10 protein-coding genes are annotated in these 15,071 nt (G+C 44.0%); 6 read left to right on the top strand and 4 right to left on the bottom strand.

The features are described 5' to 3' along the window. The first annotated feature begins 206 nt into the window (after positions 1-206). From nhaA to VA249_RS08365, 5 genes are all read left to right on the top strand, one after another. Positions 207-1,373 carry a Na+/H+ antiporter NhaA gene (nhaA, locus tag VA249_RS08385; RefSeq protein WP_221067664.1) on the top strand — a complete coding sequence of 389 codons (1,167 nt, stop codon included), beginning with the start codon at positions 207-209 and terminating at the stop codon, positions 1,371-1,373. A gap of 675 nt (positions 1,374-2,048) precedes the next feature. Continuing rightward, positions 2,049-2,675: a TetR family transcriptional repressor PsrA gene (gene psrA, locus VA249_RS08380; RefSeq protein ID WP_221067663.1), complete on the top strand. Its 627-nt coding sequence runs from the start codon at positions 2,049-2,051 to the stop codon at positions 2,673-2,675. A gap of 95 nt (positions 2,676-2,770) precedes the next feature. After that, positions 2,771-5,053, top strand: a complete 2,283-nt coding sequence (locus VA249_RS08375) for an acyl-CoA dehydrogenase (protein WP_221067662.1) — start codon at positions 2,771-2,773, stop codon at positions 5,051-5,053. A gap of 183 nt (positions 5,054-5,236) precedes the next feature. Further along, the gene (gene fabV / locus VA249_RS08370; RefSeq protein WP_128810700.1) at positions 5,237-6,439 is read left to right on the top strand and encodes an enoyl-ACP reductase FabV; all 1,203 of its coding nucleotides are present in this window, start codon (positions 5,237-5,239) and stop codon (positions 6,437-6,439) included. A 117-nt stretch (positions 6,440-6,556) separates the two neighbouring features. After that, positions 6,557-7,993 (top strand): IS1182 family transposase, encoded by a 1,437-nt coding sequence (locus VA249_RS08365; RefSeq protein ID WP_221067583.1) that lies wholly within the window; start codon positions 6,557-6,559, stop codon positions 7,991-7,993. Positions 7,994-8,180: 187 nt separating this feature from the next. On the opposite strand, the gene VA249_RS08360 is transcribed toward VA249_RS08365, so the two are convergent. Together VA249_RS08360 and VA249_RS08355 are read right to left on the bottom strand one after the other, a co-directional pair. After that, positions 8,181-9,863, bottom strand: coding sequence for an aspartate:alanine antiporter (locus VA249_RS08360; protein ID WP_221067661.1), 1,683 nt, complete (start codon positions 9,861-9,863; stop codon positions 8,181-8,183). A 192-nt stretch (positions 9,864-10,055) separates the two neighbouring features. Next, positions 10,056-10,322 (bottom strand): GrxA family glutaredoxin, encoded by a 267-nt coding sequence (locus VA249_RS08355; RefSeq protein ID WP_128810701.1) that lies wholly within the window; start codon positions 10,320-10,322, stop codon positions 10,056-10,058. 355 nt (positions 10,323-10,677) lie between these two features. Between VA249_RS08355 and VA249_RS08350 the strand changes: the two genes are divergently transcribed. After that, on the top strand, positions 10,678-11,916 hold the full coding sequence (locus VA249_RS08350) for an iron-containing alcohol dehydrogenase (RefSeq protein ID WP_221067660.1): 1,239 nt from the start codon (positions 10,678-10,680) through the stop codon (positions 11,914-11,916). 97 nt (positions 11,917-12,013) lie between these two features. Here the strand turns inward: VA249_RS08350 and VA249_RS08345 are convergent, their stop codons facing one another. Next, a complete protein-coding gene (locus VA249_RS08345; RefSeq protein WP_211916435.1) occupies positions 12,014-12,868 on the bottom strand; it encodes a MurR/RpiR family transcriptional regulator in 855 nt (284 codons plus the stop codon). A gap of 519 nt (positions 12,869-13,387) precedes the next feature. Further along, positions 13,388-15,034 (bottom strand): pyridoxal-dependent aspartate 1-decarboxylase PanP, encoded by a 1,647-nt coding sequence (panP, locus tag VA249_RS08340; protein ID WP_221067659.1) that lies wholly within the window; start codon positions 15,032-15,034, stop codon positions 13,388-13,390. Between the last annotated feature and the right edge of the window lie 37 nt (positions 15,035-15,071).

Genomic DNA, 15,071 nt, shown 5'->3' with positions numbered 1-15,071 from the left:
TGTGTGCAATTTGTTTGATAAGGGAGACGAAAGGGACTTCAAGTATTTATGATGTTGTTGGAAAAAACGATGTATCGTTAACAAAGTATCGGAAAAAACGAACATTATACTCTGTACAAGCGATTATTCTTAAATTTTCCACAGCTATAAACTCTCATCATTCTTTGTTACTCGTTTATTAAGATAATAAATATAAGGGCGAAACCATGAACGATGTCATTCGTGACTTTTTCAAAATGGAATCAGCAGGTGGTATTCTTCTTGTGATTGCAGCGGCAATCGCAATGACTATTGCAAACTCACCACTTGGCGAAACTTATCAGGCAATGCTGCATACTTATGTGTTTGGTATGTCAGTCTCTCACTGGATCAACGATGGCCTTATGGCTGTGTTCTTCCTATTAATCGGTCTTGAAGTAAAGCGCGAGCTACTTGAAGGCGCATTAAAATCAAAAGAAACAGCTATCTTCCCGGCGATCGCAGCGGTAGGTGGTATGCTTGCTCCGGCGCTAGTGTATGTTGCATTTAATGCCGGTGACCCAGAAGCGGTTTCAGGTTGGGCAATTCCAGCCGCGACAGATATCGCATTTGCGCTTGGTATTATGGCGCTATTAGGTAAACGTGTGCCTATTAGCTTAAAAGTTTTCTTGCTTGCGCTAGCGATCATTGATGACTTGGGTGTTGTTGTAATCATCGCATTGTTCTACACAGGCGATCTATCAACGATGGCTTTAGTGGTTGGTTTCGTCATGACTGGCGTCCTTTTCATGCTAAATGCGAAAAACGTAACTAAGCTGACGCCATATATGATAGTAGGTGCCATCCTTTGGTTTGCGGTATTGAAATCCGGTGTACACGCAACGCTTGCGGGTGTTGTTATCGGCTTCTCTATTCCGTTGAAAGGCAAAAAAGGTGAACACTCTCCACTGAAACATATGGAGCACGCACTGCACCCATACGTTGCGTTTGGGATTCTTCCTCTGTTTGCATTTGCAAACGCGGGTATCTCGCTTCAAGGTGTATCAATGTCTGGTTTGACTTCAATGCTTCCTTTAGGCATTGCTTTGGGACTGCTAGTTGGTAAGCCACTTGGTATCTTCACCTTTAGTTGGGTGGCAGTGAAAATGGGTATTGCGAAGTTGCCTCAAGGCGTTAACTTCATGCATATCTTTGCAGTATCAGTGTTGTGTGGTATTGGTTTCACTATGTCGATCTTCATTTCGTCACTGGCCTTTGCCAATGTGAGCCCAGAGTTTGATACTTATGCTCGTTTAGGTATCTTGATGGGGTCAACGACAGCGGCGATTCTTGGCTATGCTCTGCTGCATTTCTCGCTACCTAAGACAGCAGCTGAAGAAACCGCAGAAGCATAATTACACAGAAATTAATCATAAAACCTCCTTTGACAGGAGGTTTTTTATACCTGAAATTTGTGGGTCGTCATCAAATTTTAACAAATAACCGTACAGCAAACTGCACCAAAATATGCCTCAGAGCATGGGAGTAGTCATCGTTAACGAAAACAAACGGCTGTTAAAAATGGTTACTGAAAGCCAATAGTTACTGAAAATCAATAGTTAGGAGAGCTAACGGGTAGAGAGAATTAACAGTTAGGAAAACGAATAATTAGGAAAACGAATAGTTCAGAAAGGCTCACACTTAGGCAGTAATGGACATCAGGTAACAATTAGCCTGTCACAGAAGGAGCGGCGAAAAAAAGCCCAGACGAAAAAGTGTCTGGGCGGATACAAACATAGGAGTTAATAAGAAAAAAGCAGCAGTGTAACCATTAGATTGAAACAAGTTCGACGGCCAGTGAAACTCTAAATGCCCTAATCGTTACAGTTATTCAGACCGAGCGATTTCCAAACAGTTCCAATTTTTTTTAAAGTTTTTTTGATTAAAGAATATCTGCTTGTAATTCATTAGTTTGAAAGCATCGTTGATTTTCTGGTCGGACCAATTGTTGAAAATGTGATGTTAATCATTTGTTAACTTATGGTTTCGGAGGTATATTTTCAAACAGTTGTTTAATACGAGTGATTGAAATGGCCCCGAGAAGTACAACTAAAGAAAAAATACTCGATGTTGCAGAAGGACTGTTTGCAGAATACGGCTTCAATGACACATCATTAAGAACGATCACCGGTAAAGCGAATGTGAATCTTGCATCAGTTAACTATCATTTTGGTGATAAGAAAACATTGGTTAGAGCGGTGCTAGATAGATACTTAGAAGCTTTAATGCCAAGTATTAAGGCCTCGTTAGTCGAGTTAAATACGCGTGATTCTTACAGTATGGACGAGGTATTTGAATCTCTGCGTTTACCACTTAGAGCACTGAACGACGTAAGACCAAATGGAACAGCGTTGTTTATGTTGCTGATTGGACGAGGTTATACAGACGTGCAAGGACATCTGCGCTGGTTTGTTAGTACACGGTATGAGGAAGTTTTGAACCTGTTTTTGTCGTCGATTAAGAAAGCCAGTCCTGATTTGACAGAAGAGCAGCTTTTTTGGCGATTACATTTCACGCTTGGTACCTGTGTATTTACCATGGCATCAAGTCAAGCGTTAACAGAACTGGCTGAGAGTAAGTTTGATAAGCAAGTGGATGCAAAATCAGTGGTTGATTTACTCATCCCTTACTTGTCAGCCGGAATGTCAACGAAGTAGTCATTGAAAGACGTATAAGAATAACACTATAAGCAACGACAGAATTAATAATAAGACCAGCCGCATGCGGTAAAGTGAACAAAAGGATCTGAACTATGAGCTCTCTACGAAGAAAATGGATTAGTGACCCAGCTTTTAAAGTTTTTAAGAAAGTGCTGCCACCACTATCAAGCACCGAAAAAGAAGCGATGGAAGCCGGTAGCGTTTGGTGGGATGCAGAGCTGTTCTCGGGTAAGCCAAATTTTACTACGCTGCATCATTATCCAAAACCGACGCTGTCTTCTGAAGAACAAGCGTTCATGGACAATGAATTAGAAACCTTACTTGAAATGTTGGATGACCAAAAAATCGTCAAAGACGATCGAGATCTTCCGCCGGAGGTATGGGATTTCTTGCGTAAAGAGCGTTTCTTTTCCTTGATAATTTCTAAATCGTATGGCGGTCGTGAGTTCTCTGCACTTGCGAATTCAACCATTGTTTCTCGTATTGCAACTCGCAGTATCAGTGCTGCTGTTTCTGTCATGGTACCTAATTCACTCGGTCCAGGTGAGCTGCTTTCACATTATGGTACTCAGGAGCAAAAAGACTATTGGCTACCACGACTAGCCGATGGTACGGATATTCCTTGTTTTGCGTTGACTGGCCCAGAAGCGGGATCAGATGCAGGCGGCATTCCTGATCAAGGCGTTGTATGTTATGGCATGCACGAGGGGAAAGAAGTTCTTGGTATCCGTGTTAGCTGGAATAAACGCTATATTACACTCGCACCAGTGGCGACTGTACTTGGTCTTGCCTTTAAGCTTCAAGATCCAGACGGTTTATTGGGTGACAAGAAAGAAGTCGGCATTACGTGTGCACTGATCCCGGCAGATCACGATGGCGTCGAAATCGGAGAGCGTCATGATCCACTAGGTTCGGCTTTTATGAATGGCCCAACACGCGGTAATGATGTTTTCATTCCAATGGATTGGCTAATTGGTGGTTCAGAGTACGCAGGAAAAGGCTGGCGTATGCTTGTGGAGTGTCTCTCTGCGGGTCGAGGTATCTCTCTGCCTGCTCTTGGTACGGCAATTGGCCACCTTACTACGCGCACCACGGGGGCATACGCATATGTTCGTAAACAGTTTGGTATGTCTATCGGTAAGTTTGAAGGCGTCGCGGAGGCGATGGGCCGCATTGGTGGCTTGACTTACCTGTTGGAAGCAACACGAACGTTGACGACCACTTCGTTAGATTTAAAAGAGAAACCAGGGATCGTTACCGCTATTGCGAAATACCATATGACGGAAATAGCGCGTACGATTTTAAATGATTCTTTTGATATTCACGCAGGCCGTGCTATTCAGGACGGTCCGATGAATTATCTTGCGAAGCACTATTTAGGTATTCCTGTAGCGATTACGGTTGAGGGTGCAAATATCCTAACGCGTAACTTAATGATCTTTGGTCAGGGTGCGACGCGTTGTCATCCATATGTACTTAAAGAGATGGAAGCCGCAGCAAACCCAGATGCCAATGAGGGCGCGAAAGCGTTTGATGAACTGCTGTTCAAACATATTGGCCATGCGACAGGCAACACCTTTGGAGCGCTAGGCGCCGCATTGACGGGGTCGCGTTTTGTCAAAGCGCACATGAGTGGGCCAACGCAACAATATTACAAAGACATCACTCGTCTAAGTCGCGCGCTAGCAGTAAGTGCTGATTTCGCTATGCTGACTTTAGGCGGAGACCTAAAGCGTAAGGAAATGATTTCTGCACGTCTAGGTGATGGCCTGAGTTACCTTTATATGGCATCCGCTGCGCTTAAGAAATACGAAGACGAGGGTCGTCAGCAAGGCGATTTAGATTTTGTCCACTATGCTGTTCAGCACTGTTTATACAATGCCGCTAAGTCACTAAACGAAGCCTATTCTAACTTCCCTGTGAAGTATGTTGGTGGTGTACTTAAAGGCTTGCTGTTCCCGCTTGGGAATCACTTTGAAGCGCCGAGCGATGAGCTTTGTGTGAAGCTGGCTGAGGCGATGATGACACCAGGAGCGCAGCGTGACCGCATGACTCACCTTTGTTATATCGGAAAAGAAGAGGATGACAGCGTTGGCTTGATGGAGCGTGCGTTCTTAGCTATGTACGAAGTGAAACCACTTGAACGCAAGCTGATTAAAGCAGCGAAAGATGGCAAAGTTGCACGCAAAGGTTTATTACATGATCGTTTGCAGCAAGCGTTTGAAGCGGGCGTGCTGACTGAGCAAGAAATCGACCAGATCATGGCGGCGGATAAGTTACGTTACCATGCGATTCAAGTTGATCATTTTAGCCACGATTTTTCAGAAGTTCGAACCAACGCTCCGAAGAAATCACACTTGAACTCTGCCGCATAAATATTAGCGCCTGAGATAACGAACAAGAGCACCTCCAATGAGGTGCTTTTTTGTACCTGATTGTCAGTGGTTAGTAGCATGAGTGCTCCAACCACTTGCATTTTCGCTGCATTTTTACAGAAATTAGGTGCGAAGTCCGGCTGAAACTTTTATCCTAGCAACGTTTTTTAAAGGAAGTTGAATATGATCATCAAACCTAGAATTCGTGGATTTATCTGTACTACTACGCACCCAGTGGGTTGTGAAGCTAACGTAAAAGAACAAATTGCTTACACTAAAGCACAAGGCCCAATTAAAAACGCACCAAAACGCGTTCTTGTTGTGGGTGCATCAAGTGGCTACGGCCTATCTTCTCGTATCGCTGCGGCATTTGGTGGCGGTGCTTCGACTATCGGTGTGTTCTTCGAAAAAGAAGGCTCTGAGAAGAAGCCAGGTACAGCTGGTTTTTACAATTCGGTAGCGTTTGAGAAATTGGCTCGTGAAGAGGGGCTGTATGCGAAAAGCCTAAATGGTGACGCTTTCTCAAATGAAGCAAAACAAAAAACCATCGACTTGATCAAAGAAGATCTTGGTCAGGTAGATATGGTGGTTTACTCACTGGCTTCTCCAGTACGCAAAATGCCAGAAACGGGTGAAGTAATCCGTTCATCACTTAAGCCTATCGGTGAGACTTACACCGCGACAGCTGTTGATACCAACAAAGATGTAATCATCGAAGCAAGCGTAGAGCCTGCTACTGAGCAAGAAATCCAAGACACAGTAACCGTAATGGGCGGTGAAGACTGGGAACTATGGATTAATGCACTATCAGAAGCTGGCGTGCTAGCAGATGGCTGTAAAACAGTGGCATACAGCTACATCGGTACTGAGCTAACTTGGCCGATCTACTGGGATGGTGCTTTAGGTAAAGCGAAAATGGACCTAGACCGCGCAGCTGCAGCACTGAACGAGAAACTGTCTGCAACTGGCGGTAGCGCAAACGTAGCGGTACTTAAGTCTGTTGTGACTCAAGCAAGTTCTGCAATTCCTGTAATGCCTCTATACATCGCTATGGTATTTAAGAAAATGCGTGAAGAAGGCGTACACGAAGGTTGTATGGAGCAGATTTTCCGTATGTTTAGCCAACGTCTTTACAAAGAAGACGGCAGCGCTGCAGAAGTAGATGAAGTAAACCGTCTACGTCTGGATGATTGGGAACTGCGTGAAGATATCCAACAACACTGTCGTGACCTATGGCCACAAATCACCTCTGAAAACCTAAAAGAGCTAACTGACTACGTTGAGTACAAAGAAGAGTTCTTGAAGCTATTTGGCTTCGGTGTTGATGGTGTGGATTACGAAGCAGACGTGAACCCAGCAGTAGAAACAGATTTCACTCAAATCTAATCGTTTCTAACCGAATTAAAAAAGGCGCTCATTGAGCGCCTCAGACTGCTGACAAAGGTCTAGCTTTCAAGCTAGACCTTTGATCTAATAGGGGTATCGAAATATGGATACTCCGACATGCTTCAAGAACCGACTCCGCAACAATACGAACTGGAAATGGTAACGATGGAACAGTTGGTTCCTAAAGACCATTTAGTGCGTAAAATCGATAATGCTATCGACTTTGAATTCATTCGTGATGAAGTCGCTCATCTTTATTGTAAAGATAATGGGCGTCCACCTGTTGACCCTGTTCGTCTCTTCAAAATCATCTTACTTGGCTACATCTTTGGCATAAAAAGTGAGCGTCAGCTCGTTAAAGAAATTGAAGTGAATGTCGCTTACCGTTGGTTCTTACGGATGTCATTAACAGAGAAAGTCATTCACGCATCTACTCTCAGCCAAAACCGCATTCGTCGCTTTAATGGCACGGATGTATTCGAACGTATTTTTATTAATATCGTAGAGCAAGCCATATCGAAAGGTTTGGTCGCGGGTCAAGAGCTCTTTACGGACAGTACTCATCTCAAAGCGAACGCCAACAAGAATAAACACACCAATAAAGTCACGGCGGTTCGCGCGAGTGCCTATCTTGATATGCTGGATGAAGACGTCACGTTAGACCGAGAAATAGCGGGCAAGAAGCCGCTTAAGGCTCGCGGATCAGAGTCAAAAACAAAGAATACTAAAACCAGTACTACTGACCCAGAGAGTGGCTTCATGACTCGTGATAATAAGCCACAAGGCTTCTTCTATCTCGACCATAGAACCGTTGATGGTCAACACGGAATTATCCTCGATACCTATACCACTGCAGGTAACATCAATGACTCACAACCTTACGTTCAACGCTTAGATTACACGCTTGCCACATTCCAATTGAACCCGATAGCTGTTGGACTGGATGCAGGCTACTTTACCGCCCCAGTGGCGGAGTCACTTGAACGTCGAGGTATTCTTGGCGTGTTCGGTTATCGACGCCCATCGAGAACGAAAAATACATTCAAAAAGAAACACTTTACTTACGACGCACAAAGAGACAGCTACCAATGCCCGAATGGTCAGGAGTTGCTTTATAAAACCACATCACGTGATGCCTACCGAGAATACCATTCAGACCCCAAAGAGTGTGCGTTCTGTCCAATGAGGAATGACTGCACTCAAAGCAAAAACATGAAGAAAGTGATTGCTCGGCATATCTATAGCGATGCAGTAGAGAGAGCAAATCAAATGCGGCTCTCTTCCTACGGAAAAAAGACTTATCGACGTCGAAGTGAAACCGTAGAACGGAGCTTCGCAGACGCCAAGCAACATCATGGTCATCGTTATGCTCGCTTTCGAGGTCTAGCCAATGTGCAAATGCAATGTTGGTTGGCAGCAGCAGCTCAAAACATCAAGAAGATAGCGTTGGTGATGAGTTATCTACGAAAAATGGGCTTAAACATGGCAGAAATAAGGCAAATACTTGCTTCTGTATGCCTATGTAATGAATGGAAACTTCTGCGCACGATATAACAAAAAATATCACGATCGCGACCTACGGTCGCTTCCAAAAAAGAACCCCGCTTAAAAAGCGGGGTTCGTCATCAATCTGAGGCGCTCATTGAGCGCCTTTTTTGTGTCTTTAAGCTTTGTATCTTAAAACTTTGTGTCGAATCATGAGCGCTACGTAAACCAACCAGCAACGCTCATTCAAAAGTAACTAACTCAGGATGATAAGGATAGTACCTGCGAGTGTCATTAAGATATTGGCAATGGCGTACGTACCAGCATAGCCCAAAGCAGGGATAGTCGATTTCGCATACTCGTTCACTACGTCCATCGCTGGTGCACACGTACGAGCACCGATAATAGCACCAAAGAGTAGCGCACGGTTCATTTTGAGTATGTAAGCGCCAACAAGGTAAGCCAATACAACAGGTACGACACTAACGATAAATGCCAAACCGATAACTTGAGGACCAACTTGAGTTAAGTGCTCGAACATTTTACCGCCCGCACTTAATCCGATGCCCACCATGAAGAACATCAAACCCAAGTCTTTGACCATGTTCAACGCGCCTTGCGGTACATAACCAAAAGTAGGGTGGTTAGCTCGTAAGAAACCAAGTGTAATACCTGATAGCAATAAACCGACCGCGTTACCCAGACTGAATGATACTTGACCAAACGTCATCGTGACGAGCCCAAACATAATGCCCAAAATGAAGAAGCTACAAAATGCCAGTAGGTCTGCCATTTGACTGTGGATCGAGATGAAACCGATTTTCTCAGCAAGACCATGAACGCGGCTCTTTTCGCCACTGACTTGCAACACGTCGCCTTTGGCCAGAACGATGTCTAAATCCATCGGCATTTCAATCTGCGCGCGTACCACGCGGTTCAAGAAACAGCCAAATTCAGATAAGTTCAAGTCTGACAGACGTTTACCAGCTATCGCGTCGCTTTTTACTACGATCTCTTCTTCGACAATGCGAAGGTCAAGTAGGTTGCGGTCAAATACTTCTTTACCATTTCGAAAGCTTGGATCCAAACGCGCATGGCTATCTGGGAAACCAACCAGTGCGATTTCATCCCCTTCCTGCAGGATCGCATCGCCATCAGGGTGGGCAAGAATACCATTACGACGGATGCGTTCGATGTAGCAGCCCGTTTGACGATAAATACCTAGCTCACGCAAGTTTTTACCATCGGTCCAATCAATCAACTCTGGACCCACTCGGTAAGCACGGATTATTGGCAGATACACTTTGCGTTGACTTGAACTGCCGAGACCGCGTTCCTGTGCGATTTGTTGTGCTGAATCCGAGAGGTTTTGTTTTTGTAGTTTAGGCAGCAATTTGGCGAACATGATCATGCTGATCAAACCCACTAGATAGGCCATCGCATAGCCGACGGATAGGTTTTCTAATACCAGTGAAAAGTCCATGTTACGTGGAATCGTGGCTAGGCCGGAATTTAAAGCATCTTGTGCGCCAACTAAAACTGGCGTTGCTGTCAATGCGCCTGCCATCATGCCCGCAGAAAGTCCAAAATCGAGACCAAAATAATGGCTACAAAAGTACGTTAAACTGACTGCCGCGACTAGCACAGTCATACTTAAAATAAAGTAATGTTTTCCGTCTCTGAAGAATATACCAAAAAAGTTGGGCCCTGCTTCGATTCCTACACAGTAGATAAATAGCATAAAGCCAATGGTGAGCGCTTCTGGATTAAATGAGAAACCGAGGTGGCCCATGATGAGCGAGGTGATAAGAACGCCAATAGAATTGCCTAACTGCAGGCTTCCAAAGCGAATCTTACCAATGCCAAGGCCGATGGCTAATACGACGAAGATCAGAAGAATCGGGTTTTGTTCAAGAAGGTGTACGACGTCTATGTTCACTGTGTGGCTCGGTAAAGTGGGTGCCAAAAAGATTAGGAGTTGCGAATTGTAACGAATAATCGCCAAAAGATAAGTGAATTTTTTTTGCTTTTGTCATTACTTGACGTAAGGAAATAATCTCACTCATATTAAAAAAGCCGCATAGTGCGGCTTTTAAACATTCTTTGTTTCTTTTATACAGTCTTAGCTGTATTACTCGTCGAACAGACCTAGGTGTTCTTTTGCGTAGGCTTCGAAGTCATCACAACCACCGATGTGCTCTTGGTCGATGAAGATCTGAGGTACCGTTTCTACTGGCTTACCAACGGTTTTTTCTAGATCCGCTTTAGAAATACCTTCTGCGTGGATATCTACGTAACGGTAGTTGAAATCATCGCGTTTTGCTTTAAGTGTTTCTGCGTGTTCTTTCGCACGAACACAGTAAGGACAAGCTGGGCGACCAAAGATAACTACGAACATAATCTCATTTCTCCTAAAATTTATTCTTGTTGAGAGCGGATTGACTTCATGTCGTGACACGCTTTCATTTGTTGACATAACTATGCCCGATCCTGATCCGGAAATAAAGTAGCAATTACCTGTTGTTTCAATAGGCAAATTCTATCGTATAAATACTAGGCATTTTCGTTACAAAGCGGTGCGGACCCGACTTTGAGTCCAAATCGGAGTTGCCGAAAAATAAGGCAGTGTATGTGAACTAACGCATAAAAACATACATTTTGTAAGGTTAATGATGGCAAGGTGCACTGGGTCAATTTTTTTTCAATGAAAGCAAAGCACTCTAGAGTCAGTTGTTGTTTTGGGGAGGAAGTGTATGTTTCAGTTTATGACTGCGACACGGATTATCTTCGGCGAGGGCGCGCTCCAATCTTCGTTGTCTGTAATCAATCAGTTTGGCTACAGCGTTTTACTTGTTACGGGTAAAGATACGCAAAGAGCCACACCTATTATTAATTATCTTAAAGCGCAGAATATGCGTTATCAGCATGTCGCCATCAGTGGGGAACCCAATATCACGATGGTAGAAGAAACCGCTGTTTTGGGGCGCAAGTTTCAGCCTGATATGGTGATCGCTATTGGGGGAGGAAGCGTGATAGATATGGGCAAAGCACTGGCTGCTATCATCCCAAACCAAGGTGACGTTTATGATTACGTCGAAGTTGTCGGCCGTAATGTTCCATTAAAAACTAAACCTATTCATTTTATCGCCATTCCTACCACCGCAAGTACAGGCTCTGAGGTGACGCGCAATGCGGTTCTAAAATCAGGCCAAGACCAAGTCAAAGTTAGCCTCCGTAGCCCAGAGATGCTTGCTGATGTTGCGATTGTTGATCCCACATTAACCTATGGCACCGATCAATACACCTCTGGTCGAGGCGCAATGGATGCGTTTACTCATTTAATGGAAGCTTATGTTTGTGGTGATCCAAACCCATTGACCGATATGGTTTGTGAGGAGGGGCTCAGACGATTAAGCCGATCCGTCATTGCTGGGTGTAAACAAGACAACCATAAAGCACGCTCCGATCTTGCGTTTGCTGCTTTGCTCGGTGGTATGGCGATTACCAATGCAAAATTAGGGGCGGCTCATGGGTTAGCATCGGCTTTAGGCGGTAAGCTAAATGCGCCTCATAGTGTCATTACCGCACGATTAGCTCCGCATGTAATGCAAGAGAACATTAATGCAGCAAAAAGGGCCGGGCGCAGTGATGTGATAAGTCGTTACAGAAAAATTGCTCAGATCGTTACTGAAAGAGCAAATGCGAATGAAAATGATGGTGTACTTTGGGTCAAAATGGTGTTGGATAAACTAGATTTGCCCCGCCTTGGAAAGTTTGGTGTTTGCCAAACCTCATTTGAACAAGTCGCTGATGATGCGCTCAAGTCTGTCGCAATCAAAGGTAATCCACTTCCTCTTACGCAAGATAGGCTAATTCATATTTTAGGGCTAGTATGCGATGGCAGTGACGAATGTGAAAGTATAGGAAAACGTCATTTAAGTTCCGTCGAAGTGCTAAAACAAGATCATGACCTAACAGGGGTAAATGATTAAAAAAGGGGAGCAATATTTGCTCCCCTTAGAATAATTCAATTACCAACATTTGGCGTTGTTGCCTTGATCAGAATTGATAGGATCAACACTGGTCAGGTCAGTACTGACTAAGTTTGTCATAACGGCTGTCTTTTAGCGCGTCTTTCACTCTTTTTAGATTTTCACGGAAACCAGTTCCGCGACGTAACGTAAAGCCTGTAGCGAGAACGTCGATAACGGTCATTTGAACAACACGACTTGCCATTGGCATGTACACGTCCGTATCTTCCGGGACATCCAGTGTGATAGCGAGTGAACTTGCTTTTTCAAGTGGTGAGTCTTTTGCTGTAATGGCAATGACAGTTGCGCCATTTTCTCGCGCTAGATTTGCAATTTCCACTTGACTCTTAGTGCGCCCTGTGTGAGAAATCAGCACCACGACATCGTTATCACTGCAATTAATACAGCTCATGCGTTGCATTACAATGTCTTCGAAACAAGTGATAGGGATATTAAAACGAATAAACTTGTTTTGAGCATCACGCGCTACAGCAGAAGACGCGCCAAGGCCAAAGAAAGAGATACGTTTCGCTTGAGTCAACAAATCAACAGCGCGATTCACTTGCATTGGATCTAAACTATTTTTTGCTACATCCAAACAAGCCATCGTGGATTCGAAGATTTTATGCGTGTAGGCGTCTGGGCCGTCGCTCTCTTCCACGTTGCGGTTAACGTAAGGTGTTCCATTAGCAAGGCTTTGTGCAAGGTGCAATTTGAAGTCAGGAAAACCTTTCGTATCCAGACGTCGACAAAAACGGTTTACAGTAGGCTCACTTACATCAGCCATCTTAGCTAATGTAGCAATGCTAGAATGAATTGCAGTTTGTGGCGACGCCATAATTACTTCCGCAACTTTGCGCTCTGACTTACTGAAATTCTCCAGATTTTTTTGAATTTTTTCTAATGTATTCATAGTGTTCACGAGGGTATAGAGAACAACTCGCTGGCTCTGTTAACGGACAGAAACATCCTAGCTTCTAGGGTAAGAGGGGCGTTAACGAAAGCAACCAGCGCCATAAAACCAGTATAAACCCGAACCACAATCTGGCTAAAACAAATACGGTTACAAATTGGTGAGAATTTGACAAGCCTCAAACAAAATGTTGTAAAAACTACAGAAATGAATGTCTCTTCGCACATTTGTGCCGCTTGTGGCACGATAATGTGACTGAGTTACATCGAAACGAAAGAAATTTTCAAGTCGATGTAATGTCAATCCAAATTATCTATTCGACATTCTGGCTAGGTAAAATCACTGATGGCTGCGTTACCGTTTTTATAGGCAGAGCCATGAGTAGCTAGAAGCGTTTTTAGTTAAAAGCATTCTTAGTTAAAAGCACTAGCTACTACATCGACATTTTGTTTCAGATGATTTTGCCCGCGAATGTGCTCACAACGGATTTATCCGAATTGACCTCACTCATTCAAAAGATCATGAGTTGTGGATCTTTTGTACGGTTTCTTGAATTTTAGCCATTAAACTTGGTGCTTGCAGTGCAATTTCTCTTTGCTCTTCAAGTACCGAGCTCAGTATCTCATTCGTTGTTAATGGATTTGCCAACACGACACGAAATACGATGGTATTGAGATGTTGCCAGTGAGCTGGGTTAAGTCGAGTACGTGATACAAATGACTTACCCGTTTCACGTTGACGTTTTTGAATAAACTGGGTCAACTGGTTGATCAGTTCATTGAGCTTCTCTTTTTGCGAACCTTGGGCTTTTTCAAGCGCCAAGCGAATGTCGCTCGGTAAGTAGCGGTAGGTTAGCAAACAAAGCTCAGGCTCAGAAACAAGTTCGAAATCGTCTTGCTGATTGATCAGATCAGCAAAGTAACGTGCTTTCGCAATACTCTGATCGATCAATAGCTCATAACCAGGTCGACTGATGATATGCATCGCAGCATAAACCAACATTGCCATACCTGAACGTGATCCCTCTAAGGTATGGCTTCCTAAATCTTTCGACCCTTTACGTAGAATATATTGAGCATGGTGCTCAATTGATTTCATCGCATCAGGGTCTTTGAATAGAACCATTCCTGCGCCCATTGGAATGTAGAGCTGTTTGTGTGCGTCAATGGTAACAGAATCCGCCAGTTCAGCGCCGCGTAGTAGGTGACGATGGTTATTCGACATAAGAGTCGCACCACCCCAAGCGGCATCAACGTGGAAATGGCAATCATGCGCCGCACAAACTTCTGCAATTTGTGGTAGCGGGTCAACAGTTCCGGTTTCTGTCGTACCAGCAACACCCACAACGGCAATCGGCTTGATATTTTGAGCTTCAAGTTCGGCCATTTTCGCTTTTAGATCATCCACGATAATGCGGTTATTCGCGTCGGTCTTCACTGCAACTAGGCCATCTTGACCAAGACCAAGGACATCAGCCGCTTTTTTGAGTGAATAGTGACCACGCTCTGAGACCAATATGGCTAAACCATCATAGCCATAATGCTTCATGGCTTTGAATAAGCCTTCTTTCTCAACACCTTTGAAAGCACCATCTGCTTTCAGTGCTCGGTTTCTAGCTACCCAAAGCGCGGTAATATTCGCGATGGTACCACCTGAACAAAAAGCACCTAGCGAATGCTTAGCACTGTGCATCCACTTGGTATAGAAGTCGTCACTTTGGCCGTAGATAAGCCTGTGCAGCATACCAAGAACTTGACGTTCTAATGGTGTGAATGCCTTTGATGTTTCAATCTTTACCAAGTTTTGGTTCAGCGCGATCATAATTTTCGACAATGGCATTAAGAAATATGGCAAAGCCGATGTCATATGGCCGATAAAACTAGGTGCCGATGTATGAACGGAGTGAGAGACTAATGTATCGAGTAAGTGTTCAGTATGGTCTGATACAAACTCAGGTTGCTCAGGAATCTGAGCAGAAGAAAAGTCTTTTTCGATTTCATGTAAAGGCTTTTCTTCTGCAACGATATGTTCACGAAGAAATTCGTTAAGGTTTTGGGAAAGACTTACGTCAATTTTGGTTAACGTAGAATCGGGACCTTCAGGAATCGTGAAGATCTTTAGCAAGCTTTCAAAGCTAACGTCAGCGGTTTTTTGTTCCTTAACCATGGCAAAGAATCTTTGTAGTTATAGTGGTAATGCGAAC

The sequence above is a fragment of the Vibrio alfacsensis genome, assembly GCF_019670485.1.
Classification (GTDB): domain Bacteria; phylum Pseudomonadota; class Gammaproteobacteria; order Enterobacterales; family Vibrionaceae; genus Vibrio; species Vibrio alfacsensis.
Note: the sequence above shows the minus strand (reverse complement) of the source record. Positions and strands in the feature narration are given on the sequence as shown.

Bases quoted from the DNA above. Each gene is read 5' to 3' on its own strand.
- VA249_RS08350 (WP_221067660.1), top strand. From the start codon at position 10,678: ATGTTTCAGTTTATGACTGCGACACGGATTATCTTCGGCGAGGGCGCG.
- VA249_RS08365 (WP_221067583.1), top strand. From the start codon at position 6,557: ATGCTTCAAGAACCGACTCCGCAACAATACGAACTGGAAATGGTAACG.
- nhaA (WP_221067664.1), top strand. From the start codon at position 207: ATGAACGATGTCATTCGTGACTTTTTCAAAATGGAATCAGCAGGTGGT.
- panP (WP_221067659.1), bottom strand. From the start codon at position 15,034: ATGGTTAAGGAACAAAAAACCGCTGACGTTAGCTTTGAAAGCTTGCTA.
- VA249_RS08345 (WP_211916435.1), bottom strand. From the start codon at position 12,868: ATGAATACATTAGAAAAAATTCAAAAAAATCTGGAGAATTTCAGTAAG.
- fabV (WP_128810700.1), top strand. From the start codon at position 5,237: ATGATCATCAAACCTAGAATTCGTGGATTTATCTGTACTACTACGCAC.
- psrA (WP_221067663.1), top strand. From the start codon at position 2,049: ATGGCCCCGAGAAGTACAACTAAAGAAAAAATACTCGATGTTGCAGAA.
- VA249_RS08355 (WP_128810701.1), bottom strand. From the start codon at position 10,322: ATGTTCGTAGTTATCTTTGGTCGCCCAGCTTGTCCTTACTGTGTTCGT.
- VA249_RS08375 (WP_221067662.1), top strand. From the start codon at position 2,771: ATGAGCTCTCTACGAAGAAAATGGATTAGTGACCCAGCTTTTAAAGTT.